The organism is Flavobacterium silvisoli, from assembly GCF_004329815.1.
GTDB lineage: Bacteria > Bacteroidota > Bacteroidia > Flavobacteriales > Flavobacteriaceae > Flavobacterium > Flavobacterium silvisoli.
In genome coordinates this window covers 1-24,871 of sequence record NZ_SJPE01000008.1, presented here as the reverse complement: position 1 = coordinate 24,871, position 24,871 = coordinate 1, and the positions used below count along the sequence as shown (strand labels likewise).

The window sequence follows — 24,871 nt, the reverse complement described above, 5'->3', positions numbered from 1 at the left end:
TTAATTGGTTTTGATGATTACTCCGTTTTGGTCTACCACTAATTTGGAAGTTCGTTTACCTGACATTTTTGAGGTAGGCGGTACCGGTGGCGTAGGCGGAGTTGGGATATTGATGTCAGCGTTGTTTATTTCCACATCTTGATATTCGTTTTCATCCGGCGGACAGTTCAGACATTTCACCTGATTGTCGTCAACTCTGTAAACATAGTCTTCTGAACTTTCGTGTAAATTGAAGAATTCATCATCGCTGCTGTCGTATCGTTCCATGCTCTTATCCATTTTGAATAAGGTGCCTTTCGGCAAGTACAAGAACAATTCTACGTGTTGATTTCGGTATTTGCTGGCCATTTCGGTCAATAAATAATTGTCCAGTACCAATTCGTTGCCTACCATTTTGAATCCGTATTTTATTTTTTCGGCTCTGTTGTTGGCTTCGTTGAACGATTTGCCTTCGGCTAGTTTTTCGATTTGCAGGTAAGGCAATTGTTTGTCGGTAGCTTTCAATTCGAAACGGATATTGTTGGAATAGATGACTTCGCGTTTTGTTGAATCTTGCGTAAAGAGGAAGTCTTCATTGTCATAAATGCTTTTAGAAAAGAAATCATTGTTTACAAACTTGATGCGTAACGTATCATTTGGTTTCAGTTGCAGGGTTTCTTTCACCACTATTTTACCGTCATAGGCTCTTTCGGTTGATTGTTTGATTCCGATGAAAACTAAGGCTCCCACAGCAAAAATCCAGATGGCTAATAAAGAGTATTTGGCAATGTTTCCTATCGATTTTAAATTGGTTACCAATAATTTCAACCCTAATAAAAGGAAGAAGAAAAACGGAATTCCTACGGCTAAAAAGGTAAGGATGCCAAACAACCACAACGGAATGTCAGTATAATTTACAGCATCAATGTAACGTTGCCAAGGAGCATCAATAAAGGAGGTAGTTCCAAAAGTAAACAACCCTATGAACAATCCCGCTAAGGTTATTGAAGAAAACACCAGGATGATGGCTCCTAAAACTTTAGCAAACACTCCGAATACCTTGGTAATGGCTTCACCAATTCCGCCGGCTACTCTTTCAGCACTGCTTTTTACCTGACTGTAATCGGCGTTTTTAAATTTGTTTGACACACTGTCAAATTCTTCTCTGACTTTCTTTTCGATGTTGGATATGGTTACCGGTTCTCCGGTCATTTCCAGTTTTTCAGAAGTAGTTACCGCTTTTGGAGTGGCAATCCAGAAAATCAGATACGCAATCAAACCTGAACCTCCCACAAAAGTGAAAAATAAGAAGATGATTTTAATCCATACGGCATCGATACCTAAATAATGGCTTAAACCGGTGGCAACCCCCCCAATTAAACCACGGTCTTTATCGCGGTATAATTTTCTGCGTTTCGGATAGTAAGTCTCGGCAGGAGCTTCTGTAGAATCGTCGTCAATGCGGTAATCTTCCGGTTGTCCCATGATAACGATTACCTCGTCTACATCTTTGTTATTGATGACATGTTTGTCGCTTTTTTGTTTTTCGGTCAACAATTCTGCCACACGCATTTCAATATCTTTCATGATTTCGTCTTTCCCTGATGAGTTGGAAAGCGAGCGTTTTATAGCTTCAAAATAGCGGGATAATTTTTGGTATGCATCTTCATCTATGTGAAAGAATAAACCGCCTATATTAATATTTACTGTTTTGTTCATGATTCTTATTTTTGATTGGTTATGATGTTTACAGCGTCTGACAATTCGGTCCAGGTGCCGTTCAATTCTGTTAAAAATGTTTTTCCTAATTCGGTTAAACCATAGTATTTTCGCGGCGGCCCCGAGGTAGATTCTTCCCAACGATAATTGAGCAATCCGTCGTTTTTAAGTCTTGTAAGCAAGGGGTAAACCGTACCCTCAACCACAAGTAATTTAGCGTTTTTTAAAGTGTCTAATATTTCAGAGGTGTAGGCATCTTTTTCTTTTAGGACAGACAAGATACAAAATTCTAAAACACCTTTACGCATCTGGGCTTTTGTGTTTTCAATATTCATAATGCATGATTTAATTTTTTTTGATTACTGCTTCGTTTTTTGATTGATGATTAAGGTGTTTACCGGAAAACGGAATTGTGAATTTGATGGTTCACTTTTGCTTTCAAATAGCATTTTGTATGGATATTTGATTCTTTGTGCGTCACAGTGCCGAATTGATGAGGTTCGTTTTGTGCTGCCGATTTTCTGCTGTCAAAAGCATTTTGGTCTTGTGCCAAAAGTTTTGCTGTCATAGCCAGTATCATAGCTGCTATCAGGATTAATTGTTTCATATTGATTTGATTTTAATGATTGATGATGTTTTTGATTATTTGAAAAATGGAATGCTTAAAGGGTATTTGTACTTTTCACCGTTTGATGATTTTACCGCCGCATAAATGATTAAGATGAACTCGATTACTTTGAGGAATAAGAACAGCATCACGGCCAGTAAGCCTAATATGGATAAGCCTGTAATGTTTCCGGCAGTCAGATTGTCGATTAAAAAATCATCATGATCAATGATTTTTTCAAACGGAATGTGTTTGAAAATAGTGTATATAAAAATCGGAATGGCAATCAGGCACAATAGCATTGAGTACAAAAAGATGCTCAGCTGAAAATTAAGGACTTGTTTGCCGTTGTAGTCAACAAATTCAGATTCGTTTTTCTTAGAACTCCAAATGACAATCGGAAATATATAATTTCCGAAGGGAAATATGTATTGTGTCAATGCGCTCAGGTGGAGGAAGGTAGCGGTGTTTTTTTCGTTTGTGGGTGTCATGATTTTTTCGATTTGATTTGATTGATGATTGAAACTTTTTTACTAATACTATTGATAGGCTATTAATTTCTTATACAAAGATAAGGCTAAAAAAAGGTATTATGCAATGCAAAGTACTTAAATTTAACAAAATATTAACAAATATAAAACTCCCTCAAACCATTTGTTTTTTATTATATTTATAGCGAAATCAAGGCCTTATGAAACTTTCTCCGTCAAGAATGAATGCGTTTTTATTTTACAAATTACCTTCTGCATTTTGGTGTGGTGTCCGGGTTAAATCGGTTTCCGAACAAAAATGTGTGGCTACTGTAAAGCATCGTTGGTTCAATCAAAATCCGTTTAACTCAATGTATTTTGCTGTTCAGACAATGGCGGCCGAATTGACAACCGGTGCTTTAGTGATGTTGCAGATACAAAAATCGGGACAGAGAATTTCAATGTTGGTAGCTCACAACAGTGGGAACTTTACCAAGAAGGCCACCGGAAGGATAACATTTAGCTGCGATGAAGGTGATTTGGTAAGAGAAGCGGTTCAAAAGGCCATTGCTACCGGAGAAGGACAAATCATCCGAATGAAATCGTTTGGAACCAATGAAAAAGGAGAACAGGTTTCCGAACTGAACTTTGAATGGAGTATCAAAGTAAAGCCGTAGACAAAAGTTAAACCCTTTATAATTGTGATTGTTTTAATACAATTTGATGGTAACTTTGGGTAAATTTTTTTGAGATGACCATACTAATTACAGGAGCTACAGGTTTAATAGGGAAGGAATTAACACAACTGTTGTTAGCAAAAAAACACACGGTTCATTATCTGACTACTTCAAAATCCAAGATTGGAGAGCAATTCGGTTGCATTGGATTCTATTGGAATCCGCAAGAAGGAAAAATTGATGAAAATTGCCTTTACGGAGTGGATGTAATTGTTCATTTGGCCGGAGCTAATATTGCCCATCGTTGGACTAATACCTATAAACAGGAAATTATAGAAAGCAGGATACTCTCCGGAGAGTTGTTATTCAACTTGGTTAAAAAACATCCCAATCAGGTAAAACAAATTATTTCAGCTTCAGGTATATCTATTTATCCTGAAAGTTTTTCAACTGTTTATGATGAAACAACGCTCGATTCAGAAGACAGTTTTCTTTCAAATGTGGTAAAAAAATGGGAAGAAGCAGCTGATAGGTTTCAGGTATTAGGATTAAAAGTATGCAAGTTGCGAACCGGAATTGTACTCTCAAACAAAGGAGGAGCCTTGCCGGAAATGGTTAAACCTATTAAGCTCGGATTTGGTGCTGCTATGGGCTCAGGAAAACAAATCCAGTCGTGGATTCATATTGCCGATTTGGTTGCCATTTATTCTTTTGTTATTGAAAATCAGTTGGAAGGTGTTTTTAATGCGGTTGCTCCTAATACAGTCAGCAATCAACAGCTCACCAAAGTCATTGCCCAAAGACTCCAAAAACCTCTGCTATTGCCCCGTATTCCTAAATTTGTAATGCAATTGGTCTTAGGTGAAATGAGTTACCTTCTTTTTTCCAGTAAAAATCTCAGTGCACAAAAAATTATTCAGGCCGGTTACCGGTTTCAATTCCCCGAGATAGATAAGGCGATAGCTAATTTATACCCATAAAAAAAGGTGCTGTTATAATGACAGCACCTTTTTTTTACTATAAAGATTGTTGAATTAATAATTATTACAGCTTAAGCTAACCTTGACGTTTTCATTTATTCAGTAACAAATCTAACCAAAATGAAAACGTGATAGTCTTAAAATTTTATTAAATTTTAGTTAATCAGTCAGTTTAGTTTAAAACCTTCAGTCAGTTTTTGCAGAACAATTACTGTGACAATTTGACATTTTTGAAGAATTGGCAGTACTTTTGCTGTTCAAACGGAAAAAATGAAAATCAAAAATATATTTAAAAATAAAACCGAAATGAATACCGAAAACACGGACAAAAACCCGATTGAGGGCGAAGCAGAAAACATAATCAATGAAGTCGAAGCTGCCGAAGAACTGAGTGTTGAAGCTCAATTACAGGAAGAATTGGCTAAAGAAAAAGATAAATTTCTGCGTCTTTTTGCTGAATTTGAAAACTTCAAAAAAAGAACGACGAAAGAGCGTATTGATTTATTCAGAACTGCCAATCAGGAAGTTTTGCAGGCATTATTACCGGTTTTAGATGATTTTGACAGAGCCTTGGCACAGATCGCAAAGTCGGAAGATGATGTCATGTTAAAAGGCGTGGAGTTAATTCATGAAAAACTAAAAAGTACACTGGTTTCTAAAGGTTTGGAACAAGTTGAGGTTAAAACAGGTGATGATTTCAATCCGGATTTTGCAGAAGCCATCACCCAAATTCCTGCACCGAGCGACGAACTGAAAGGTAAAGTGGTGGATGTGGTAGAGAAAGGATATAAACTGGGAGATAAAATTATTCGTTTCCCAAAAGTGGTAATAGGACAATAACAGACTATGAGCAAAAAAGATTTTTACGAAATACTGGGTGTATCCAAAAATGCTTCGGCTGAAGAAATCAAAAAGGCTTACCGAAAAAAAGCCATAGAATTTCATCCCGATAAGAACCCTGGTAATAAGGAAGCAGAAGAAAATTTTAAAACTGCTGCTGAGGCTTATGAAGTGTTAAGCGATCCGGACAAAAAAGCCAAATACGATCAATATGGTCATGCTGCCTTTGATGGAGCAGGCGGTTTCGGAGGCGGTCACCACATGAATATGGATGACATTTTCAGTCAATTCGGAGACATTTTCGGCGGGGCTTTCGGCGGAGGCAGTTTCGGCGGATTTGGCGGTAGTTCTGGTGGACAGCGCAGGGTGAAAGGAAGCAATCTTCGTATCAAAGTAAAAATGACTTTAGATGAAATTGCCAACGGAGTTGAAAAGAAAGTAAAAGTAAAACGCAAAGTACAAGCACCGGGCGTTAAGTATAAAACATGTGCTACTTGTAACGGTCAAGGTCAGGTATTGCGTGTGACCAATACTATTTTGGGCAGAATGCAGTCGGCTACAACGTGTCACGTTTGCGGCGGTACCGGACAAACTATTGAGAGCAAGCCTAATAACGCTGATGCGCACGGAATGATTTTGGAGGATGAAACCGTTTCTATCAAAATTCCGGCCGGTGTGGTTGACGGAATGCAATTGAAAGTTTCCGGAAAAGGAAATGAGGCTCCGGGTAACGGAATTTCCGGTGATTTGATTGTAGTCATCGAAGAGTTAGAACATGAGTTTTTAAAACGTGAAGGAGAAAACCTCCACTACGATTTGTACATCAGTTTTGCTGAGGCGGCCTTAGGAGCTTCCAAAGAAATTGAAGCCGTGAACGGAAAAGTACGAATCAAACTCGAAGAAGGTATACAATCGGGTAAAATATTAAGATTGAAAGGCAAGGGAATTCCAAGTCTAAACAGTTACGGAAACGGAGATTTATTAGTACATGTAAACGTATGGACACCAAAGAACTTGAACAAAGAACAACGTCAGTTTTTTGAGAAAGCTTTGACCGACGAAAACTTCATTCCGAAACCTGAAAAAAGCGACAAATCTTTTTTTGAAAAAGTAAAAGATATGTTTTCATAATTTAAAAAATAGTTTTATATTTGGGTATTACTTGGAAACAGGTAATTTCTTTTTCATAGCAATTTTTCCCATCCTTGTGTTACAATAAGGGTGGGTTTTTTTGTTTTCTTTAACATTATTTTTAGGGCAAATAGCTACTTTTACAACTTCGTGACAAATAGTCTGACAGTTGAAATAAATTAAATGGTATGAGCAACATCCTTGAAGTAAACCAAGTCGTGAAGCAATATGGTGATTACACCGCGCTCAACGCAGTTTCTTTAACCGTTCCCAAAGGCAGTATTTACGGACTGCTTGGCCCCAATGGAGCCGGAAAAACTTCTTTAATCCGAATCATTAATCAAATCACCATGCCCGACAGTGGCGAAATCATTCTGGATGGCGAAAAGCTAAAGCCCGAGGATGTGAGTGTCATTGGCTACATGCCCGAAGAACGCGGTTTGTACAAAACCATGAGAGTAGGAGAACAGTGCCTGTATTTGGCGCAGCTGAAAGGATTGTCAAAAGCTGAAGCGAAAAAGGAATTGGAATATTGGTTTGACAGGCTTGAAATTAAAGGCTGGTGGAATAAAAAGATTCAGGAACTATCAAAGGGAATGGCTCAAAAAATTCAGTTTGTGGTAACTGTGCTGCACAAACCTAAATTGTTGATTCTTGACGAACCTTTTTCAGGTTTTGATCCGGTGAATGCCAATTTGATTAAAGATGAAATCATCGAACTGAACCGGCAAGGGACTTCGGTAATTTTTTCTACTCATCGTATGGAAAGTGTTGAAGAGATGTGCGACCACATCGCATTAATTCATAAATCCAATAAACTCATCGAAGGTAAATTGACCGACGTTAAAAAACAATACCGTACCAATGAGTACGAAGTAGGAATACTGACCGACAATGTGGAAGGACTAATGTATGACTTAACACAGAAGTTTACTCTTTCACAAACCGATTTTAAATCGTTAAACGATGAGTTAAAACTGCAAATTAACCTTGGTACGGTGCCGCCTAACGAATTATTGAACACTCTGATTCAACGTGGACAGGTAACCCATTTTGTAGAAAAAATTCCGAGTGTGAACGATATTTTTATCCAAACTGTAAGCGAAAAATAATGAGCAAACTTATACTTATCATCAAAAGAGAATTCATTGCCAAAGTGCGCAACAAATCCTTCATTGTAATGACTTTTCTGAGTCCGTTATTGTTTGTAGGGATCGGTGTTTTTGTGGGTTATTTGAGTTCGATGAAAGCTGATTTGAAAACTATAGCTATTCATGACGAAACAGGGCGGTTTGTCAAAGAATTTAAAACCGATGACGAATACAAGTATGTTGACCTTTCCTTGGTTGATACCAAAACACTCAAAGACAGCATCGTTTCTGAAAGTTATGAAGGACTATTGCTGATTCCGAAATCACCCGATAATGCAACCCTCCAAAAAAGCATTCAGTACATTTCTAATGACAGTCCGAGTGTTAGTTTTATTGAAGATGTTGAAGATATCATTGCCAAAAAAATGACGGCAGAGAATTTCCAAAATGCCGGACTGGATACCTTAAAAATCAATCAGGCCAAAGCCGATGTTTCCATTAATTTGGCTAAGGCCACCGGAGAGGAAGCACTGAAGGGGCTGAACGAAATTAAAATCATCATCGGAGGAGCTTTTGGTTACCTCATTATGATGTTTATTGTACTCTACGGGAATATGGTAATGCGCAGCGTTATCGAAGAAAAAACATCCCGCATCATTGAAGTAATTATTTCCTCGGTAAAACCGTTTCAACTGATGATGGGCAAAATCATAGGAACATCACTGGCGGGAATTTTACAGTTCCTGATTTGGGCATTACTGGGTTTGACGGCTATGTTTGTAGTGTCGAGTATGCTGGGTGTTCACATGGGCGCTACTCCGGGAATGCAAGCACAAGCCATCCATACGGCTCAACATGCGGCGGGTAGTAATATTTCAATGTACATCAAAGAACTTTGGAACTTACCCATTGCAACTATTTTGATATCGTTTATCATTTACTTCATCGGAGGCTATTTCCTTTACAGTTCATTCTACGCTTCGATTGGTGCCGCTGTTGATAATGAAACCGATTCACAGCAATTCCTCTTGCCAATCATTATGCCTTTGATTCTTGGGGTTTACATAGGTTTCTTTACCGTAATCAATGATCCGCACGGAACAATTGCTACCGTGTTTTCCATGATTCCGCTGACATCACCTATTGTCATGATGATGCGGATACCATTCGGCGTACCGGTTTGGCAAATCATCGTTTCCATGGTATTGCTTTTCGGAACGTTCCTTGGCGTGGTATGGTTTGCTGCCAAAATTTACCGCGTCGGAATTCTAATGTATGGTAAAAAACCGTCCTGGAAAGAACTTATCAAGTGGCTTAAATACTAGCCAGTATAGTGTAAAGATTTTGTGAAGAGAAATCTTTATAAAATCTTTATACTTTCTGCCGCTTCCCTTATATTCTACTTATAACGAATGCCGTAACTTTGTCCCATTATAAGAAGCAAAGAAAATGGTACCGCTAAAAAACCAATCCCATCAATACCTAATCAGCATACTTTCGGTAGCTGTGGTTTCCTTGTTAGGATTAGCGGTTAGAGATATAATCGATTACAAAATCATTGGGTATTTACTCTTGTTTTTGGTTTCTATCCTGGCCATATTTTTAGAAATAAGACAAGTACTGCTCGCCGCAATCCTGAGTGCAGTCGCTTTAGATTTTCTGTTCATAAAACCTTATTATACCTTACACATTGACAATGCGCAAGACGCTTTGTTGCTCTTATTGTTCTTTATCATTGCTTTGATTAATGCGGTACTGACCTATAAAATCAAACGCATGCAAAAGGCCATTCACATGAAAGAAGCCCGGGTAAATACAATGAAACTCTACAATACTTTGTTAGATTCGTTGTCACATGAATTAAGAACGCCCATCGCCACCATTATTGGCTCTATCGATACACTCCAACAAAAGAATGTGAATTTAACGGCTGATAGCAAAGACAATTTATTCAACGAAATTGAAAAAGCTTCGATGAAATTGAATTATCAAGTCGAAAATTTACTCAACATGTCGCGGTTAGAGTCAGGTTATATTTTGCCTAAATCAGATTGGTGCGATGTAAAAGAATTAGCCTATAATGCCTGCAATCGTTTGTCCGAAGAATTGAAAGGTCATAAATGGACAATACTTGCTGATGACAATTTGCCTCTATTCAAACTCGATTATGGTTTGATGGAACAAATTCTGTACAACCTGATTTACAATGCTTCGCAATACACTCCCAAAGGAGCCAAAATTCAAATCGAAATTAAATATGATGTAGATGCCGATTATGAAGCCCATATGAATGTAATCAAAAAATGCATCATCACCATTGCCGATGACGGTTATGGTTTTCCGGAAGCGGAAATTGACAGGGCTTTTGATAAATTTTATCGCCTTCAAAACTCAAAAACTGGCGGAACCGGACTTGGTCTTTCCATTGTAAAAGGTTTCGTAGAAGCGCAAAACGGAACCATTAAATTAAGTAATGCCGAAGAAGGAGGAGCCGTGTTCGAAATGACTTTCGCGGTTGATTGTTTAGCCACTAATACGGTCGTAAATGAGTAACGGTTTTTCCATATTAGTCATTGATGATGAAATCCAAATCAGGAAGCTTTTAGAAATTACACTTGAAGCTAACGGATACAAACTGCTGTTTGCGATCAATGCCAAAGAAGGCATTACTATGGCTGCCAGCCACCAACCCGATTTGATTTTACTCGATTTAGGCTTACCCGATCAAGACGGACAAGTAGTGCTAAAACAACTGCGCGACTGGTACCAAAATCCCATCATTATTCTATCGGTAAAAAGTACCGAAGAAGAAATCGTCAAAGCGCTAGACAGCGGAGCCAATGATTATCTGACCAAACCGTTCAGAACGCAGGAACTTTTAGCCCGAATCAGAACGGCTTTGCGTGGCAGTTTTAATCAAAGTCAGGAACCAATAATTGCGTTTGGTGCTATTACGGTCGATTTCGTTTCACGTATCATCAAAGTCAAAGACGAAGTGCTGAAACTCACCGCCACCGAATACAACTTGTTCACTTTACTGTTGAAAAATGATGGTCGGGTGCTGACGCATCAATATATTTTAAAAGAAATCTGGGGCAATGCTTATGCCGAGCAAACACAATATTTACGCGTTTTTGTGGCTCAGCTTCGCAAAAAAATCGAAGAAGATCCCAACCGTCCAAAATACATCCTCACCGAATCGGGTGTAGGCTATCGCTTTAACTCCGGCTAAAACCCAACATCTTTTCGTTTAAACCCCTTTGTGGATTCTCCTGCAGAACCCCGCACAGGACAACTCATGTCTAATTTTTTTTAACAATCTAAGAAGTAAAACAATCTAATAATCTCAAAATGAATCTTTCTACCCCTCAAAAAGTCACCGCAGTTACATTGCTTGTCGCACTCGGCATCATTTATGGCGATATCGGTACCAGTCCGTTGTATGTAATGAAAGCTATTATCGGAACCCGAGAAATTTCCGAATTACTGGTCTATGGCGGCATTTCCTGTGTCTTTTGGACGCTGACATTTCAAACGACTTTCAAATACATTTTCCTGACACTTTCTGCTGACAATCATGGCGAAGGTGGTGTTTTTTCTTTGTATGCTTTGGTCAAACGTTTTGGTAAAGGTAAACTGGTTATTCCCACAATTTTAGGAGCTACTACGCTCTTGGCTGATGGAATTATAACACCACCAATATCGGTAGCCTCTGCTGTCGAAGGTCTCGAAGTCATCATTCCCAACATTCCGACCATTCCTATTGTAATTGCTATACTCTCAGGATTATTTGTTTTTCAGCGTTTCGGAACCCAAAAAGTTGGTTTCATTTTCGGACCGGCCATGGTCATTTGGTTTACTATGTTGTTTGTTTTAGGATTCGCTCAAATTTTACATCATCCCAACATCATAAAAGCCCTGAATCCTGTTTATGCTTATGAATTATTGGTTACTTATCCAAAAGGTTTCTGGTTACTCGGTGCTGTATTTCTCTGTACTACAGGTGCAGAAGCGTTATATTCCGATTTAGGACATTGTGGAAAAATGAACATTAGAATCACATGGATGTTTGTTAAAATTTGCCTCATAACAAATTATTTAGGACAAGCAGCCTGGCTGATGAATCAGGGACAATCCCTGTTGGGCGACAGAAATCCGTTTTACTGCATCATGCCACAATGGTTTTTATTGCTTGGAATCATCATTGCCACTTTGGCAGCCATCATCGCTTCTCAAGCATTGATTAGCGGTTCTTTTACCTTAATCAATGAAGCTATATCACTCAACTTTTGGCCTAGAGTTACACTAAAAAATCCGACAAATTTAAAGGGACAAATCTATATTCCTTCTGTAAACACTATACTTTGGGTGGGTTGTATCCTGATGATTTTATATTTTAAAAACTCTACCCATATGGAGGCTGCCTACGGTTTTTCCATCACGATTGCCATGATGATGACCACCTTGTTGCTGATGTATTATCTGGTTTTTATCAAAAAGATAAACAAAGGTTGGGTAACTTTAATCCTGATTATTTTTTCAGTAATTGAAGTGTCTTTCTTTATTGCCAATGTTTCTAAAATTAAGGAACGATGGATGTTCCTCTTTTTCGAATTGTTCATCTTCATGGTCATGTACGTTTGGTACTATTCCCGAAAAATCAACAACCGCTTCCTGAAATTCACCAACCTGATGGAACAAACCCAAAGTTTAGCCATGTTGAGCGAAGATGATGCCATCCCCAAATACGCGACGCATTTAATCTATTTATCCAAAGCGGATAAAACATACGAAATCGAAGAAAAAATCATCAAATCCATCTTCGCAAAGCAACCCAAAAGAGCAGATGTTTACTGGTTCTTCCACATTAACAGAACCAACGAACCGTTTACACTCAATTATGAAGTAGTGGAATTGTTGGATGATAAAGTTATCAAGATTATCCTCAATATCGGTTTTCGTGTGCAGCCGAAAGTCGAGTTGTATTTCAAAAAAATAGTGCAGGATTTGGTGGCCAAAAAAGAACTCAATCTCCACATTCGTCCCGACGGATCTACTAAATACAACGCAGAACCTGATTATAAATTTGTCATTATCGAGAAATACATTTCGGTAGAAAATCAATTTGCTTTTAAAGAAGGCTGGATGCTGACCACGTATTTCTGGCTCAAAAAATTATCCCTCTCCGATGAAAAAGCCTTTGGCTTAGACAAAAGCGATGTGCAAATAGAAGAATATCCAATGGTGTATTCACCAGTAACCAATTTAGAATTAAATCGAAAATAACATGAAACAGTTACTCATTGCGATTACTATTTTATCAGCTGTAAATTGCTTCGCGCAAAATGATACACTTATTACAAAAATTCCATTTGAAGGCATGGACATGACTTGGCAAAATGGCTCCGACCGAAGAACAACACCGTCGGTTTTGACTTCAAAATATTTCGTTGGCAGTATTATGATTGATGCCAATTATACGCATTCGTTTAACAACCCCATTGACAATACAGTTGTGGGTTCTACCGCTTTGGCGCGCAATAACGAAATGCAATTGTCGAGTGCTAATATCGGTGGCGAGTTCAATTATGAAGGTGCCCGTGGTAAAATCATGTTGCAGTTTGGTACGCGTTCAACGGTGGTGCCGAGGAATGATTACAGTGTCTATCGAGGACAATATCAGTTAGATAATGTCTACCGCTACTTATCCGAAGCTTATGCCGGGTATCATTTTGATAAATGGTATGGAATTAATGTTGATGCCGGAATGTTCATGTCTTACATCGGGTTGAATTCGTATTATCAAGTGGAAAATTGGGAATATCAGGCCTCTTTTACCTCGGATAATACACCTTGGTTTTTCAATGGTGTCCGGGTACAAATTTTTCCGACCAAGCATTTAAAAATCGAAGGTTGGCTCATCAACGGTTGGCAAAGTTATGCCAAGTTCAACAGCATGCCGGGCATAGGAGGAAACGTAACTTGGTGCCCTAATGAAGCGGTAAAATTGCTAACCAACGACTATTACGGAACCGATGCGGCCGGACTGAAAAACCGAATACGTTTTCACTCTGATAACAGTTTGCTTGTTCGGTATTACAATCAACCCAAAGCTACAGGCATCAGCAGAGCCGCTTTTTCATCAACTTTTGATATCGGATTTGAAAGCGGTGATGGAGTAGGAGGTTTTAATGGTAATTCACAAACGCCATCTCAATATTTCCTCAGCGGAATGGTATACAACCGCGTTTGGTTCAATAAAAACAAAATGGCATGGACCATAGGAGGAGGCTATATGACCAATCCGGGAAGGTATTTGGTTTTGTATCCAACAGGAGATGCGAGTCCGTTACCAAATCCCAATAACCCGACTCAAACTGCCGGAACGCATCCTTTCAGTGCTAATCCTGGTGATGAGTTTAAGGGATGGGATTGTTCCACTAATTTCGATTTTATGCCCAATCAAAGCATTACATTCCGAGTGGAATTTGTTCACCGCAAAGCCAGCGTTCCTTATTTCGCAGGAAGTGGCGGCGTGACTTCACCAACAGGCTACACCACAACACCATTACCCGATGATTGGCAACCTGATTTGGTAAAGATGGAAAACCGATTGATTTTTGCAGTCTTATTCAGAATTTAAAAAGTCTAACAATCCGCCATATTTACAGCCACAGCGAGACCTCCTTCGGAGGTTTCCTTATATTTAGAGTTCATGTCTTTAGCAGTTTGCCACATCGTATCGATTACTTTATCCAGTGGTACTTTTGCATTCTTAGCATCGGTTTCCATAGCAAGTTCGGCTGCGTTGATGGCTTTAATCGCTCCCATAGTGTTACGCTCTATACACGGAATTTGCACCAATCCGCCAATAGGATCACAGGTCAGACCCAGGTGATGTTCCATGGCAATTTCGGCAGCCATCAGAACTTGTTCAGGAGTTCCGCCCATTACTTCACACAAAGCTCCGGCAGCCATGGCTGAGGAAACGCCAATTTCGGCCTGACAACCGCCCATAGCGGCAGATATAGTCGAACCTTTTTTGAAGATACTGCCAATTTCTCCGGCCACCATCAGGAATTGTTTGATATGTTTTTCGTCGGCCTGATGGTTTTCAATAACCATATAGTACATTAACACAGCCGGAATTACTCCGGCACTTCCATTAGTGGGTGCAGTTACCACTCTGCCCAAAGCGGCATTCACTTCATTCACAGCAAGAGCAAAACAGCTCACCCATTTCAATATCTGACGAAACTTTACTTCGGTTTTTCTAATGCACTCCAACCATTCCTGCGGTGAATTATAGTTTGATAATCCAATCAGATTTTGATGCATGTCAAAGGCTCTACGGCGCACGTTCAACCCTCCGGGTAATATGCCTTCGGAGTGACAGCCAATGTACATACATTCGAGCATGGTAGTCCAAATACGCATCAGTTCGCGGTGTACCTCGGCTTCCGGGCGCATCGATATTTCATTGGCATAAACAATCTCCGAAATGGATTTTTTTTCTGTAATAGTGTATTCTAAAAGTTCTGCAGCATTCTGAATCGGAAACGGAAAAGCGCATTTAATCTCCTGTTTCTTTTTGGCATTGGCACGTTCTTCTTTTACTACAAAACCACCACCGATAGAGTAGAAGGTAGAGGAATAAGTACTGCCATCAACTAATGAGGCTGTAAAGGTTAATCCGTTAGCATGAAATGGCAGGAAGTTTTTATTGAAAATAATAGCCTCATCGATAGGGAAAGGGATGTACATTTCGTTGCCTAAAAAAAGCACGTTTTTTTGTTTGATTTCGGTAATGATTTGATCAATATTTTCAACCGGAATATATTCGGGGTCTTGACCTGATAATCCCAGCATAACAGCCAAATCAGTAGCATGACCTTTACCGGTTAAGGAAAGCGAACCATATAAATCGACTTTGACTGCTGTGGTTTTGCTTAACTTATTTGCGGTTCTTAATTCATTCAAAAAACGCTCTGCAGCACGCCAAGGTCCCAAAGTGTGTGAACTCGAAGGTCCGACACCAATTTTAAGCATATCAAAAACGGAAATGCATTCTTCCATAGGTACAATATCGATTTAGTTACAACAAAGATAGAGAAGAATTGTGAATTCTGACGGTTTAAATGTGTGTTAAACCAATCATCCTAATTTGTAATACTTATTCTTCTTTTGTTCAAAAATACTATTCCACAAAAGTTAATTTTTACACAGGGCAACAAAAAATAGCTGTACCTTTATAAGACACATTCTGCAATTAGAATACAGTACAAGAGTATAAAACCAAATTCATAATTCGTAATTCAAATAACATGTCAACAACAAATGTAAAAGCTTTCGGAACCGGTGCTCCTGATGCACCCTTGGCCCCTATAAACATTGAACGCAGAGATGTTCTGCCCAACGATATCGAAATCGAAATCCTCTACTGTGGTGTTTGCCACTCTGACCTGCATACGGCACGAAACGACTGGGGATTTACAACTTATCCGACCGTTCCCGGACACGAAATTGTGGGTAAAGTTACTCGCGTAGGTAGTGCCGTAACCAAGCTAAAAGTAGGCGATGTTGCAGCAGTTGGTTGTCTTGTAGATTCCTGTCGTACATGTTCCAGTTGTAAACAAGATTTAGAACAGTATTGCTTAAACGGTTGGGTAGGGACATACAATAGTGAAGACAAACATTTGGGAGGAATGACTTATGGGGGATATTCCGAAAAGATTGTAGTCGATGAAAATTATGTGCTTACTGTACCGCCTAATCTTGACTTAGCCGCGGTAGCTCCTTTACTTTGCGCCGGCATTACCACTTGGTCACCTTTACGCCACTGGAAAGTAACCAAGGGAAGTAAAGTTGCGGTAGTAGGTTTGGGCGGATTAGGGCACATGGCCATCAAACTAGCCAAAGGATTAGGGGCGGAAGTAACCCTCTTTTCAAGAACGCCCGGCAAAGAAAAAGACGCCAAACAACTGGGAGCCGATGCCGTAATCATCTCTACAGATGAAGCCCAAATGGCCACAGTAGCCGGTAAATTTGATGTCATCATAGATACGGTTCCCTACGTACACGACGTCAATCCTTATATTACCACCTTGTGCATCAGTGGTACGTTGGTACTGGTGGGGTATTTAGGAGGTTTAGACCCTATATTGAATACCGTTCCAATGATTATGGGGAGAAAGTCGGTAGCAGCTTCTTTAATAGGCGGTATAGCCGAAACTCAGGAAATGCTCAATTTTTGTGGCGAACACAACATAGTATCTGAGATAGAAATCATCAAAATGCAGGACATCAACCAGGCCTATGAAAGAATGCTTAAAAGCGATGTGCGTTACCGCTTTGTAATTGATATGGCTTCCTTAAAAGGATGATAAACAAACAGATAATAGATGATAGACGGATAGATAATAGATGTATTTAGCTATTAATTTCTGTCTATCGTCTCTTTTTTTGTTATCCATCAGTCTTTTCTAAACTCGTAATACTCCACGAAATCCTCTGACGGCATAATAAGATTCAGCGCCATTGTGGTAAACGAAAACGGTGTCGTAGCGATAGTCACCAAACAAAGCACCACCCAGTTCACGTATTCTGTCGGGAGTTTTTATCCAACTCGAACTTTTGCTGTCAAATGTTCCTAGTTGTTGCAATTGCCGGTATTGTTCTTCGTCTAAAAGTTCAATACCCATTTCTGCAGCCAGATCAATAGCATTATTTTGGGGTTTGTGCTCTTTTCTCGATTCTAATGCTTGTCGGTCATAGCAAAGACTTCTCCTTCCTTTTGGGCTTTCGGCCGAACAGTCACAAAAAAGATAAGTATCCGTTGCTGAGTCATAACCGATAACGTCCGGCTCGCCTCCGGTCAATTCCATTGCATTCAGCGACCATAATTTATTACTGATTTCCAGTTTTGCCTGTACTTTGTCCCAATCAATATTTTTGTGGCGGGTACTGTTTTTTTCAAAACGGTCTTTCATTGTTTTGAATAGTGTTTCACGTTCTTGGGCTGACAATTCTTTAGCTTTTTTCATTGCCGAGTATATCTGAAGTGTTAGGAATTCGAATATAAGTTTTATTCGTTTGGCTCTACGTGAATTAATACGTGTCCCAATTCAATTATTTCCACTCTTAGAGTATCTTTTAATTTGTGTGCCAAATCATGGCCTTCTTTTACAGTAATTTTGGCGTCAACGATGGCATGTAAATCTACATGGTATTTCATTCCGGCTTTTCGGATAAAGCACTTTTCGGTACCAATAATGCCATCAACTTTTACCGAAACGGCCCTTATTTGGTCTACCAAATCTTCATAACGATGCTCATCCATAATTTCGCCAAGAGCCGGTCTGAAGATTAGATAACTATTGTATAAAATAAAGAATGAGGCCAAGAGAGCTGCCCAGTCATCAGCTGATTCATATCCTTTTCCCAATACAAGTGCTATAGATATCCCAATGAAAGCTGCCACCGAAGTAATGGCATCGCTCCGATGGTGCCATGCATCAGCTTTTAATGAAGAACTGTTGATTTGTTTGGCCCGTTTGATCACTTTTTGAAATGAATATTCTTTCCAAACGATAATCAGTCCTAAAATAATCAAGGTCCATCCTTTAGGCAAGTTATGAGGAGTTCCTATATTTTGTATACTTTCATAAGCAATGACGGTGGCTGAAGTAATTAAAAACCCCACCACGATAAACGTAATCAGGGGTTCTGCTCTTCCGTGACCGTAAGGATGATTTTCATCAGCCGGTTTGTTGGCATATTTTATTCCGAATAAGACCAAAAATGATGAAAAAATATCAGCTGTCGATTCGATGGCATCGGCAATCAGGGCATACGAGTTCCCGAAAAAACCGGCCAGCCCCTTGATGATGGCTAAACCGGTGTTTCCCAGTATGCTGAAATAAGTTGCTTTAACAGCTGTTTGCTCGTTGGTCATCTTACTTTTTTCTGAATGCTAACTTGCCATGGCAAAGCTACGTCAAATTATGGTATTGAGGTTTAAACCTAATAAAATAAGTTTGTTAGGCGTTGCCAAACATCAATTGATAATCGGCTATGGCTTTATTGACAATTTCTTCGGCTACTTCTTTATTTTGAAATTCTTCAACAATTACGGTCTTTTTTTCCAGTTTTTTGTAATCTTCAAAAAAATTACGCATTTCAGAGATGAAGTGTTGCGGAAGTTCAGAGATGTCATTGATGTGGTTCACACTTGGGTCGCCTTCGGCCACGGCGATAATTTTGTCGTCCGCTTCTCCGCCATCAATCATGCGCATTACTCCGATAACTTTGGCCGAAACCAAACAAAGCGGTACAATATCAATTTGCGAAATGATTAAAATATCCAAAGGATCTTTGTCGTCACAGTAAGTCTTAGGGATGAAACCGTAATTTGCAGGATAGTATACTGAAGAAAACAAAACACGATCTAATTTTAGCATGCCGCTTTCCTTGTCTAATTCATATTTAGCTCTGGAACCTTTCGGAATTTCAATGATTCCGTTTACGATGCTCGGTGCATTCTCTCCAAACTCTACTTCGTGCCATGGATTTTTGTTCATTTTGTTTTTATTTAAATATTATTAACTGTATGTTTTACTAATTTTTAGAGTGCTGTTTGTGAAGTATTTGTCTTTTTATTTTGTTTCTGAAAGAGTTGTTCGGAATCCTGTTGAGGTATCTTCTGAAACGGGCGGCAATATAGCACCTCTTTTGTTAAGATTTGCATAATATTTTGGATTATTAACGACTAATTTCAGCCTTCTTTTTCGTGTATTGTTTTTCCGGTTTGATGGCTGAATTGGTTGTGTTTTGCTTCGCCAATCACTTGCTTCGTGTAAATGCTGTTATGCCCCGAAAATAGGTAGGAAACCACACAGGCAATGGCTGCATAAATACCACATTCGGCTCCAAAGAGTTCTATAGCCATCAGCAGGCAAGCCAAAGGTGTATTGGTAGCGCCGGCAAATACCGCTACAAATCCCATTCCTGCCAAAAGTGCCGTAGGCAACGGAATGAATAAAGAAAGTCCGCTTCCTAAAGTCGCCCCGATAAAAAATAAGGGGGTTACTTCGCCACCTTTAAATCCGGCCGACAACGTCAGTATGGTAAAAGCCATTTTGATGGCAAAATCATATACCGGCAACTGATGACCGAAGGACTCTAATATGGTTGGAATTCCTAATCCGATGTATTTCGTGGTACCTATAGCCCATACTGCCCCAGCCACAATAATTCCGCCTATGAGAGGGCGGAGTGGAGGAAAAGCTATGTTACTTTTGAATTGGGCTGTCACGAAATGAATGATTTTGCTGAACGCGGCAGCACACAAACCAAAGGCAATACCCGCTATTATACTGTATATAATGGGTAGTGCTTGTAATTTTGGAATGGAGTCGATATGATAATGGGTGTGATTGACCTGCCAAAGATTAGTCACTAAATCGGCGAGTATAGCCGAGGCAAAAGCCGGAAAAATGGCATCGTATTTTATCCTGCCGATTAAAAAAACCTCCAAGCCAAACAGAGCACCTGCTAATGGGGTTCCGAAGACAGAACCAAAACCGGCCGCTATGGCAGCTATTAAAAGAATTTTGCGTTCGCCGGGGTTTAATTTAAAAGGTTTTGTGAACTGATCGGCTATGGCTCCGGCCATTTGCAGTGCAGTTCCTTCGCGACCGGCTGAACCCCCGAAAAAATGAGTGACTATGGTTCCTGTGTACACGAAAGGAGCCATTTTAAAAGGGATGATTTGTTTCGGATTGTGAATGGTATCAATCAAAAGATTGTTGCCTGTCTCTATGTCTTTCCCTGAATAATAATACAATAAACCAATCAGTAGTCCGCCGATGGGTAAAAAAGCAATCAACCACAAGTGCGTTTCTCTGAAATTGGTTGCCCAATCCAGCGAGAGCAAAAAGAGGGCAGAAGCACTACCAACGCATACTCCTATAATTGAACTGATTAAAAGCCATTTGATGATGTAGGGAACAGCCGGGTATTTTTTGAATAAAAACTTGATATTGATTTGGCGGTTGTCGGTGACTGATTTCTTTTGATTTCGTTGGGACATAGTAATCCTGATTAAATGTTTTTGTACATCGGTTTAATCAGGCGTCATCAGCTTTTTAGGGCGGTTGGGTTAGGAAGAACACCATTTCCTATTGTGGTGTAAAAGTAAGCTTTATTTTTTTTCAATCAAATTTTAGTGCTTTTTTCTTGATATGTTTATTATTTCAAATCGCATTAATATATGAGATTTTATATTTCAACTATTTCTATGGGCAAATTGTCAGGATCTCTGAAGAATGTGAATCGTTTTTGAGTGTATTCATCAATTCTTATGGGTTCGATAGTGATGTTATGGCTCATCAGATAAGCTATGGTATTCTCAAGGTTCGAAACTTCAAAAGCCAAGTGTCTCAATCCGCAGGCTTCGGGTCCGGAGACTCTTTGCGGTGGATTTGGAAACGAAAATAATTCAATAATATAGTTGCCGTTTAGAGCTAAATCTAATTTATACGACTGTCGGTCTTCTCGATATACCTCCCGGATAATTTCCAATCCTAAAATTTTGGTGTAAAAATGTTTGGATTCCTGATAATCTGAACTAATAATGGCAAGATGATGAATTTTATTGAACATAATTTTATAAAAAGATGAGGCAACATTATAGTTGCCTCAAATGAAATGTGTTTGATTATAGTTTTTTAAGTTCTTGCAACACAGCCTCGCCAACACCATGTGCCGATTGAGGATTTTGACCTGTAACCACTCTTTGATCTACGGTAACGTGGGGTTGCCATAATCCGGATTTTTCAAAAATGGCACCGCGTTCAATTAATTTGGTTTCTAAACTAAACGGAACAACATGTTCTAATTTGACAGCAATTTCTTCTTCGTTGGTAAAAGCATTAATTTTTTTGCCGTCAATCAAATATTTGCCATCACTCAGTTTGATGTTTACCAAACCGGCAGGCCCGTGACAAACGGCACTTACTATACCATTGTTTTCATAAATTTTCTGAGCAATCAAAGCCAATTCAGCATTATCTGCAAAATCCCACATGGTACCGTGACCTCCTGCATAAAGGATGGCAACATAATCTGATGGATTAACTTCAGAAGGAGTCATGGTGTTTTGAATTTTAGCCTGGTATTTTTTGTCGGCCAAAAACTTTTGATTGATAAGGTCCTCGGTATTGTCTCCGTAATAAGGAGGATTACCGCCTTTGGGACTTACAAAATCAATTTCATAACCAGCTTGGGTCAATACCGCCCAAGGATGTGTTACTTCACCTAAATAATAACCGGTTGACTCACCGGTTTCGCCTAATTTGTCGTGGCTTGTAACCACAAATAAAACTTTCTGACTCATTTTTTTTGATTTTATTTTTTGTGCAGTTGCTTGATTCAAACCCGGGAAAATGGTGCAAGCTGCCATAACCATAATTCCTGACAAGATATTTTTAAACTTAGTAACCATTAGTACTGTTGATTAAATTTATTAGTACAAATTTCGGCATAAGGTTCATCTGGTAACAGGAGGTAGGTCACAAGTTTGGTGTGATATAAATCACATTAAGAAGAAAGACGGCTTAGAGTTTCTCTCGAAACTCCCAAATAGGAAGCTATTAAAGTTTTGGGGACTCTTTGAAATAGTAGAGGATATTGCTGTAATAGTTGTTCGTAACGCTCTTTGGCATTGCTGTTCAACAGTGATAATATTCTTCGTTGTAAGGCCACATAACCTGCATTAGATTTCTTTCTGAAAAAATGCTCTATTTTGTGCATATCGGCGCATAGTTTTTCACGGTTGCGAAGGGATAAACAAAGTACTTCTGAAGCTTCAATGCAGTCAATATTTAATGTTGCGTTGGTTTCGTTAAAATAAGCTTGATAGTCAGTAATCCACCAATCTTCCATGGCGAATTGCATGATATGTTCTTTACCGTCTTGGTTTACATAATAGGCTTTTAAAAGACCTTTTGTAACAAAATAATCATTCTGAACCGCTTCGCCTTCTTGCAGGAGATACTGGTGCTTTTTTATTTTTTTACGGGTAAAGTGAGACAAGATATATTCAAATTCTTTGTCTGTAAGCGGCGTTATTTTTTCTATTTGTTGCCTTAATATTTCACTCATTTTTTTGTCAAAGCTACGGATGCTATGTTTTTTTATAGTCTAATAACAATTTACGGATATTATCTGAAGTTTATGTATTCGGGTTTGATACCATTCGAAATTAAGTGGCATTTGTCTTTCTGTTCAATATCCTGCCCAGATAAACACCCCCAACAGCTGGCAAAGACATAAAAAAATGCATCGCAAATTCAAAAGGAATCAGATTATGACTGCCACGATATACAGTTCCTTCAAATAAACTGACTAATGGGAAAATCAGAATCAGGGAGAATCCGGCATACCAGGGATTTAGTTTGTAAAAAAAACCGGCACCTAACCCAATTACCATGAAAATAAAGGCTGACAGTAAAGTGTAATTGTTTTTGAGAAGACTGGAATATCGATACTCAACTCCTTCTGAAGGTGGTAAATGTTGGAGGCTCTTACAAACATACATCACTAAAAAGCCCAAAATCATTAAAATTAAATATTTAAATGTTGATTTCATTATTTTATCCTTTCCAGTTTACCTTTTTTCTTTACAATATTCTTATAGTCCCATTGGATTTCTCTGGATTTTTTGAGCCAACGGTTTATATCTTTTGAATTGATATCAATACAATTATTGTAAAAAACAGAAGCGTCTTTAAATTTTTTCCCTTTTACGTTTAGTCCATCTTCTTCAAAATCAGCTCCGCTCCAAAACATTAACCTTATGCCGGCTTTTTGTTTACTGTAACCCACTATGGGGTTTTCATCTAAAAACCATACGGGATGCGCATGCCAAATTTTGCTGTGAGCTTCTGTTAACTCAGAATCAATAAGTAAAGCAAGTTCATCACATATTTTCTTTTCTTCTGTAGTTAAATTGGCGTTGTATTCTTTGATTGCTTCTTTCATTGTCAGGGTTAATTTATGATTACAGCTACATTGATTTTCACGTTCCGAGTTTTTAAGAGTAATGTATTGCGAATACATTTTCTGAAGTTAAAGATACTGTTTTTTCGTAAAGGAAAAGTCAAGTTATAGAGTAAACCAGCTATTGTGTAAAACGGTTGTTATATGTGTGCAGTTTTTAATAAACGCCTCCAATTACTAACGGGTCTTCACCGCTAGCTTGTGTCAAAATTTCCGTTAAATTATTTCCTGACAAATCACAAGTGTAGATAGAGAAATATTGACTGCCTGAACCAGGATTAGTTACGGTTGCAAAAAACACATTTTGACCATCAGGAGATAATCTAACACTAGTCTCGTCACTAGCACTTATAGCCGTACTGTTAGTTGACCAAAAATTGAAACGAACATTTGATGGCAACGTTATCGGAATTTGTGCCTGAGCCGTTCCGTCGTAGTTACAAGTCCATATTTGGAGTTGACCACTTGCTCTTTTGGTGTAAACAATTTTACCCAAAGACGTTGAACTATTAGAAATACTGTCCGATGAACAGCTAATTTGAAACAAGATTCCTGCCAAAGCAAAAACAAATAAATACAATGTACTTTTTAATAAATTTTTCATAATAATTGATTTTTAAAGTTGCGTTAGATTATTGAACTGGCTGTCATGTCCTAAAATACGTTGACCGTTTTAGGTTATTAATTGAATCAAATTTACAGAAATAATTGATAGGTTTTAAGCTGCTTTTTTAGCATAGGATTTATAAGGTTGTTTATCATATTGTTTGTGCACTATTTGCGGTGTTTTTAAATCTAAACTCCAATGTAAACGTTTGTTGTTGTATATGTTTACAGCTTCGGCTATCATTTTTTGAGCGATTTCAATATTTCTAATAGTGTTTTTTAGCCCGAACTCATACTTCAAAATTCCGTTAATTCTTTCAGCTACTGCGTTTTCATACGGATCGTATTGTTGGGTTGTGCTGAGTATAAACCCTTTKTTTTGAGCARATTCTGAGAAATCCGGGCAGCAATAYTGAATTCCTCTGTCCGAGTGATGAATGATATTTTTATGATTATGACTACAGTTTTTATAAGCCATATCCAGAGCATCTTTGACAAGAGTCACTCTCATATTGTCGTCTAATTTCCAACCCATTATTTTCTTTGAGTAAGCATCTGTCACCAGTGCTAAATAAGCGTGACCACCATCAACTTTGATATAGGTTATATCGCTTACAAAGACTTGTTCTGCGTGAGATAAAGTTAAATCTTTGAGTAGGTTAGGAGATTTATAAAAGAAGTGCTTAGAATCAGTTGTAATGTGAAAACGTTT

General features: G+C 38.6%; 27 protein-coding genes and 1 riboswitch. Of the genes, 11 read left to right on the top strand and 16 right to left on the bottom strand.

The window, feature by feature from the left end; genetic code table 11:
• Genes EZL74_RS07925 through EZL74_RS07910 form a run of 4 tightly spaced genes read right to left on the bottom strand, consistent with a single transcriptional unit; the run spans position 1 to position 2,796 of the window.
• Entirely contained in the window at positions 1–1,698 is a 1,698-nt protein-coding gene (locus EZL74_RS07925) for a PspC domain-containing protein (RefSeq protein ID WP_131476072.1), read from the bottom strand.
• A 5-nt stretch (positions 1,699–1,703) separates the two neighbouring features.
• Positions 1,704–2,033: a PadR family transcriptional regulator gene (locus EZL74_RS07920; RefSeq protein ID WP_121314380.1), complete on the bottom strand. Its 330-nt coding sequence runs from the start codon at positions 2,031–2,033 to the stop codon at positions 1,704–1,706.
• A 59-nt stretch (positions 2,034–2,092) separates the two neighbouring features.
• Complete coding sequence (locus tag EZL74_RS07915) at positions 2,093–2,305, bottom strand: hypothetical protein (protein WP_131476071.1); 213 nt, start codon at positions 2,303–2,305, stop codon at positions 2,093–2,095.
• A 35-nt stretch (positions 2,306–2,340) separates the two neighbouring features.
• Entirely contained in the window at positions 2,341–2,796 is a 456-nt protein-coding gene (locus EZL74_RS07910) for a DUF4870 domain-containing protein (RefSeq protein WP_131476070.1), read from the bottom strand.
• Positions 2,797–2,996: 200 nt separating this feature from the next.
• On the opposite strand from EZL74_RS07910, the gene EZL74_RS07905 reads away from it, so the two are divergent.
• The 10 genes from EZL74_RS07905 to EZL74_RS07860 all read left to right on the top strand — a co-directional run bounded on the left by EZL74_RS07905 (position 2,997) and on the right by EZL74_RS07860 (position 14,137).
• On the top strand, positions 2,997–3,452 hold the full coding sequence (locus tag EZL74_RS07905) for a DUF4442 domain-containing protein (RefSeq protein ID WP_131476069.1): 456 nt from the start codon (positions 2,997–2,999) through the stop codon (positions 3,450–3,452).
• A gap of 74 nt (positions 3,453–3,526) precedes the next feature.
• The gene (locus EZL74_RS07900) at positions 3,527–4,432 is read left to right on the top strand and encodes a TIGR01777 family oxidoreductase (RefSeq protein WP_131476068.1); all 906 of its coding nucleotides are present in this window, start codon (positions 3,527–3,529) and stop codon (positions 4,430–4,432) included.
• 270 nt (positions 4,433–4,702) lie between these two features.
• Complete coding sequence (locus EZL74_RS07895; protein ID WP_131476067.1) at positions 4,703–5,272, top strand: nucleotide exchange factor GrpE; 570 nt, start codon at positions 4,703–4,705, stop codon at positions 5,270–5,272.
• A gap of 6 nt (positions 5,273–5,278) precedes the next feature.
• Positions 5,279–6,403, top strand: coding sequence for a molecular chaperone DnaJ (gene dnaJ / locus EZL74_RS07890; RefSeq protein ID WP_131476066.1), 1,125 nt, complete (start codon positions 5,279–5,281; stop codon positions 6,401–6,403).
• 188 nt (positions 6,404–6,591) lie between these two features.
• Complete coding sequence (locus EZL74_RS07885; protein WP_131476065.1) at positions 6,592–7,515, top strand: ABC transporter ATP-binding protein; 924 nt, start codon at positions 6,592–6,594, stop codon at positions 7,513–7,515.
• Positions 7,515–8,819, top strand: a complete 1,305-nt coding sequence (locus EZL74_RS07880; RefSeq protein WP_131476064.1) for an ABC transporter permease — start codon at positions 7,515–7,517, stop codon at positions 8,817–8,819. The genes EZL74_RS07885 and EZL74_RS07880 overlap by 1 nt, the downstream gene beginning before the upstream one ends.
• A 124-nt stretch (positions 8,820–8,943) precedes the next feature.
• Positions 8,944–10,047 (top strand): sensor histidine kinase, encoded by a 1,104-nt coding sequence (locus EZL74_RS07875; RefSeq protein WP_131476063.1) that lies wholly within the window; start codon positions 8,944–8,946, stop codon positions 10,045–10,047.
• Positions 10,040–10,726: a response regulator gene (locus EZL74_RS07870; RefSeq protein WP_131476062.1), complete on the top strand. Its 687-nt coding sequence runs from the start codon at positions 10,040–10,042 to the stop codon at positions 10,724–10,726. The genes EZL74_RS07875 and EZL74_RS07870 overlap by 8 nt, the downstream gene beginning before the upstream one ends.
• A gap of 119 nt (positions 10,727–10,845) precedes the next feature.
• Positions 10,846–12,780 (top strand): KUP/HAK/KT family potassium transporter, encoded by a 1,935-nt coding sequence (locus EZL74_RS07865; protein ID WP_131476061.1) that lies wholly within the window; start codon positions 10,846–10,848, stop codon positions 12,778–12,780.
• A 1-nt stretch (position 12,781) separates the two neighbouring features.
• A complete protein-coding gene (locus EZL74_RS07860) occupies positions 12,782–14,137 on the top strand; it encodes an outer membrane beta-barrel protein (protein ID WP_131476060.1) in 1,356 nt (451 codons plus the stop codon).
• Between the two features lie 5 nt (positions 14,138–14,142).
• Here the strand turns inward: EZL74_RS07860 and EZL74_RS07855 are convergent, their stop codons facing one another.
• Positions 14,143–15,570, bottom strand: a complete 1,428-nt coding sequence (locus tag EZL74_RS07855) for an L-serine ammonia-lyase (RefSeq protein ID WP_131476059.1) — start codon at positions 15,568–15,570, stop codon at positions 14,143–14,145.
• A gap of 248 nt (positions 15,571–15,818) precedes the next feature.
• Between EZL74_RS07855 and EZL74_RS07850 the strand changes: the two genes are divergently transcribed.
• Positions 15,819–16,877 carry an NAD(P)-dependent alcohol dehydrogenase gene (locus EZL74_RS07850; RefSeq protein ID WP_131476058.1) on the top strand — a complete coding sequence of 353 codons (1,059 nt, stop codon included), beginning with the start codon at positions 15,819–15,821 and terminating at the stop codon, positions 16,875–16,877.
• A 99-nt stretch (positions 16,878–16,976) separates the two neighbouring features.
• On the opposite strand, the gene EZL74_RS07845 is transcribed toward EZL74_RS07850, so the two are convergent.
• The 11 genes from EZL74_RS07845 to EZL74_RS07795 all read right to left on the bottom strand — a co-directional run.
• Positions 16,977–17,537 (bottom strand): DUF4256 domain-containing protein, encoded by a 561-nt coding sequence (locus EZL74_RS07845; protein WP_131476057.1) that lies wholly within the window; start codon positions 17,535–17,537, stop codon positions 16,977–16,979.
• Positions 17,538–17,578: 41 nt separating this feature from the next.
• A complete protein-coding gene (locus EZL74_RS07840; RefSeq protein ID WP_131476056.1) occupies positions 17,579–18,448 on the bottom strand; it encodes a cation diffusion facilitator family transporter in 870 nt (289 codons plus the stop codon).
• An 85-nt stretch (positions 18,449–18,533) separates the two neighbouring features.
• Positions 18,534–19,073 carry an inorganic diphosphatase gene (locus EZL74_RS07835; RefSeq protein ID WP_131476055.1) on the bottom strand — a complete coding sequence of 180 codons (540 nt, stop codon included), beginning with the start codon at positions 19,071–19,073 and terminating at the stop codon, positions 18,534–18,536.
• 194 nt (positions 19,074–19,267) lie between these two features.
• Entirely contained in the window at positions 19,268–20,584 is a 1,317-nt protein-coding gene (locus tag EZL74_RS07830) for a voltage-gated chloride channel family protein (RefSeq protein WP_131476054.1), read from the bottom strand.
• A gap of 31 nt (positions 20,585–20,615) precedes the next feature.
• Positions 20,616–20,682: riboswitch (Fluoride riboswitch) on the bottom strand.
• 90 nt (positions 20,683–20,772) lie between these two features.
• On the bottom strand, positions 20,773–21,156 hold the full coding sequence (gloA2, locus tag EZL74_RS07825) for an SMU1112c/YaeR family gloxylase I-like metalloprotein (protein ID WP_131476053.1): 384 nt from the start codon (positions 21,154–21,156) through the stop codon (positions 20,773–20,775).
• Between the two features lie 55 nt (positions 21,157–21,211).
• Positions 21,212–21,889, bottom strand: coding sequence for a type 1 glutamine amidotransferase domain-containing protein (locus EZL74_RS07820; protein ID WP_131476052.1), 678 nt, complete (start codon positions 21,887–21,889; stop codon positions 21,212–21,214).
• A 203-nt stretch (positions 21,890–22,092) separates the two neighbouring features.
• On the bottom strand, positions 22,093–22,656 hold the full coding sequence (locus EZL74_RS07815) for a Crp/Fnr family transcriptional regulator (protein ID WP_131476051.1): 564 nt from the start codon (positions 22,654–22,656) through the stop codon (positions 22,093–22,095).
• Positions 22,657–22,756: 100 nt separating this feature from the next.
• Complete coding sequence (locus EZL74_RS07810) at positions 22,757–23,143, bottom strand: hypothetical protein (RefSeq protein WP_131476050.1); 387 nt, start codon at positions 23,141–23,143, stop codon at positions 22,757–22,759.
• Complete coding sequence (locus EZL74_RS07805) at positions 23,143–23,535, bottom strand: DUF1801 domain-containing protein (RefSeq protein WP_131476049.1); 393 nt, start codon at positions 23,533–23,535, stop codon at positions 23,143–23,145. Before EZL74_RS07805 ends, EZL74_RS07810 begins: the two co-directional genes overlap by 1 nt.
• Positions 23,536–23,710: 175 nt before the next feature.
• Entirely contained in the window at positions 23,711–24,157 is a 447-nt protein-coding gene (locus EZL74_RS07800; protein WP_131476048.1) for a TolB-like translocation protein, read from the bottom strand.
• 114 nt (positions 24,158–24,271) lie between these two features.
• Positions 24,272–24,871: IS3 family transposase (locus tag EZL74_RS07795; protein ID WP_131476047.1), on the bottom strand; the 600-nt coding region annotated here is incomplete at its 5' end.

Bases quoted from the DNA above. Each gene is read 5' to 3' on its own strand.
- dnaJ (WP_131476066.1), top strand. From the start codon at position 5,279: ATGAGCAAAAAAGATTTTTACGAAATACTGGGTGTATCCAAAAATGCT.
- EZL74_RS07835 (WP_131476055.1), bottom strand. From the start codon at position 19,073: ATGAACAAAAATCCATGGCACGAAGTAGAGTTTGGAGAGAATGCACCG.
- EZL74_RS07800 (WP_131476048.1), bottom strand. From the start codon at position 24,157: ATGAAAAATTTATTAAAAAGTACATTGTATTTATTTGTTTTTGCTTTG.
- EZL74_RS07850 (WP_131476058.1), top strand. From the start codon at position 15,819: ATGTCAACAACAAATGTAAAAGCTTTCGGAACCGGTGCTCCTGATGCA.
- EZL74_RS07915 (WP_131476071.1), bottom strand. From the start codon at position 2,305: ATGAAACAATTAATCCTGATAGCAGCTATGATACTGGCTATGACAGCA.
- EZL74_RS07910 (WP_131476070.1), bottom strand. From the start codon at position 2,796: ATGACACCCACAAACGAAAAAAACACCGCTACCTTCCTCCACCTGAGC.
- EZL74_RS07900 (WP_131476068.1), top strand. From the start codon at position 3,527: ATGACCATACTAATTACAGGAGCTACAGGTTTAATAGGGAAGGAATTA.
- EZL74_RS07880 (WP_131476064.1), top strand. From the start codon at position 7,515: ATGAGCAAACTTATACTTATCATCAAAAGAGAATTCATTGCCAAAGTG.
- EZL74_RS07870 (WP_131476062.1), top strand. From the start codon at position 10,040: ATGAGTAACGGTTTTTCCATATTAGTCATTGATGATGAAATCCAAATC.
- EZL74_RS07805 (WP_131476049.1), bottom strand. From the start codon at position 23,535: ATGAAAGAAGCAATCAAAGAATACAACGCCAATTTAACTACAGAAGAA.
- gloA2 (WP_131476053.1), bottom strand. From the start codon at position 21,156: ATGTTCAATAAAATTCATCATCTTGCCATTATTAGTTCAGATTATCAG.
- EZL74_RS07875 (WP_131476063.1), top strand. From the start codon at position 8,944: ATGGTACCGCTAAAAAACCAATCCCATCAATACCTAATCAGCATACTT.
- EZL74_RS07865 (WP_131476061.1), top strand. From the start codon at position 10,846: ATGAATCTTTCTACCCCTCAAAAAGTCACCGCAGTTACATTGCTTGTC.
- EZL74_RS07830 (WP_131476054.1), bottom strand. From the start codon at position 20,584: ATGTCCCAACGAAATCAAAAGAAATCAGTCACCGACAACCGCCAAATC.
- EZL74_RS07895 (WP_131476067.1), top strand. From the start codon at position 4,703: ATGAAAATCAAAAATATATTTAAAAATAAAACCGAAATGAATACCGAA.
- EZL74_RS07810 (WP_131476050.1), bottom strand. From the start codon at position 23,143: ATGAAATCAACATTTAAATATTTAATTTTAATGATTTTGGGCTTTTTA.
- EZL74_RS07885 (WP_131476065.1), top strand. From the start codon at position 6,592: ATGAGCAACATCCTTGAAGTAAACCAAGTCGTGAAGCAATATGGTGAT.
- EZL74_RS07845 (WP_131476057.1), bottom strand. From the start codon at position 17,537: ATGAAAAAAGCTAAAGAATTGTCAGCCCAAGAACGTGAAACACTATTC.
- EZL74_RS07860 (WP_131476060.1), top strand. From the start codon at position 12,782: ATGAAACAGTTACTCATTGCGATTACTATTTTATCAGCTGTAAATTGC.
- EZL74_RS07920 (WP_121314380.1), bottom strand. From the start codon at position 2,033: ATGAATATTGAAAACACAAAAGCCCAGATGCGTAAAGGTGTTTTAGAA.
- EZL74_RS07815 (WP_131476051.1), bottom strand. From the start codon at position 22,656: ATGAGTGAAATATTAAGGCAACAAATAGAAAAAATAACGCCGCTTACA.
- EZL74_RS07855 (WP_131476059.1), bottom strand. From the start codon at position 15,570: ATGGAAGAATGCATTTCCGTTTTTGATATGCTTAAAATTGGTGTCGGA.
- EZL74_RS07905 (WP_131476069.1), top strand. From the start codon at position 2,997: ATGAAACTTTCTCCGTCAAGAATGAATGCGTTTTTATTTTACAAATTA.
- EZL74_RS07840 (WP_131476056.1), bottom strand. From the start codon at position 18,448: ATGACCAACGAGCAAACAGCTGTTAAAGCAACTTATTTCAGCATACTG.
- EZL74_RS07925 (WP_131476072.1), bottom strand. From the start codon at position 1,698: ATGAACAAAACAGTAAATATTAATATAGGCGGTTTATTCTTTCACATA.
- EZL74_RS07820 (WP_131476052.1), bottom strand. From the start codon at position 21,889: ATGAGTCAGAAAGTTTTATTTGTGGTTACAAGCCACGACAAATTAGGC.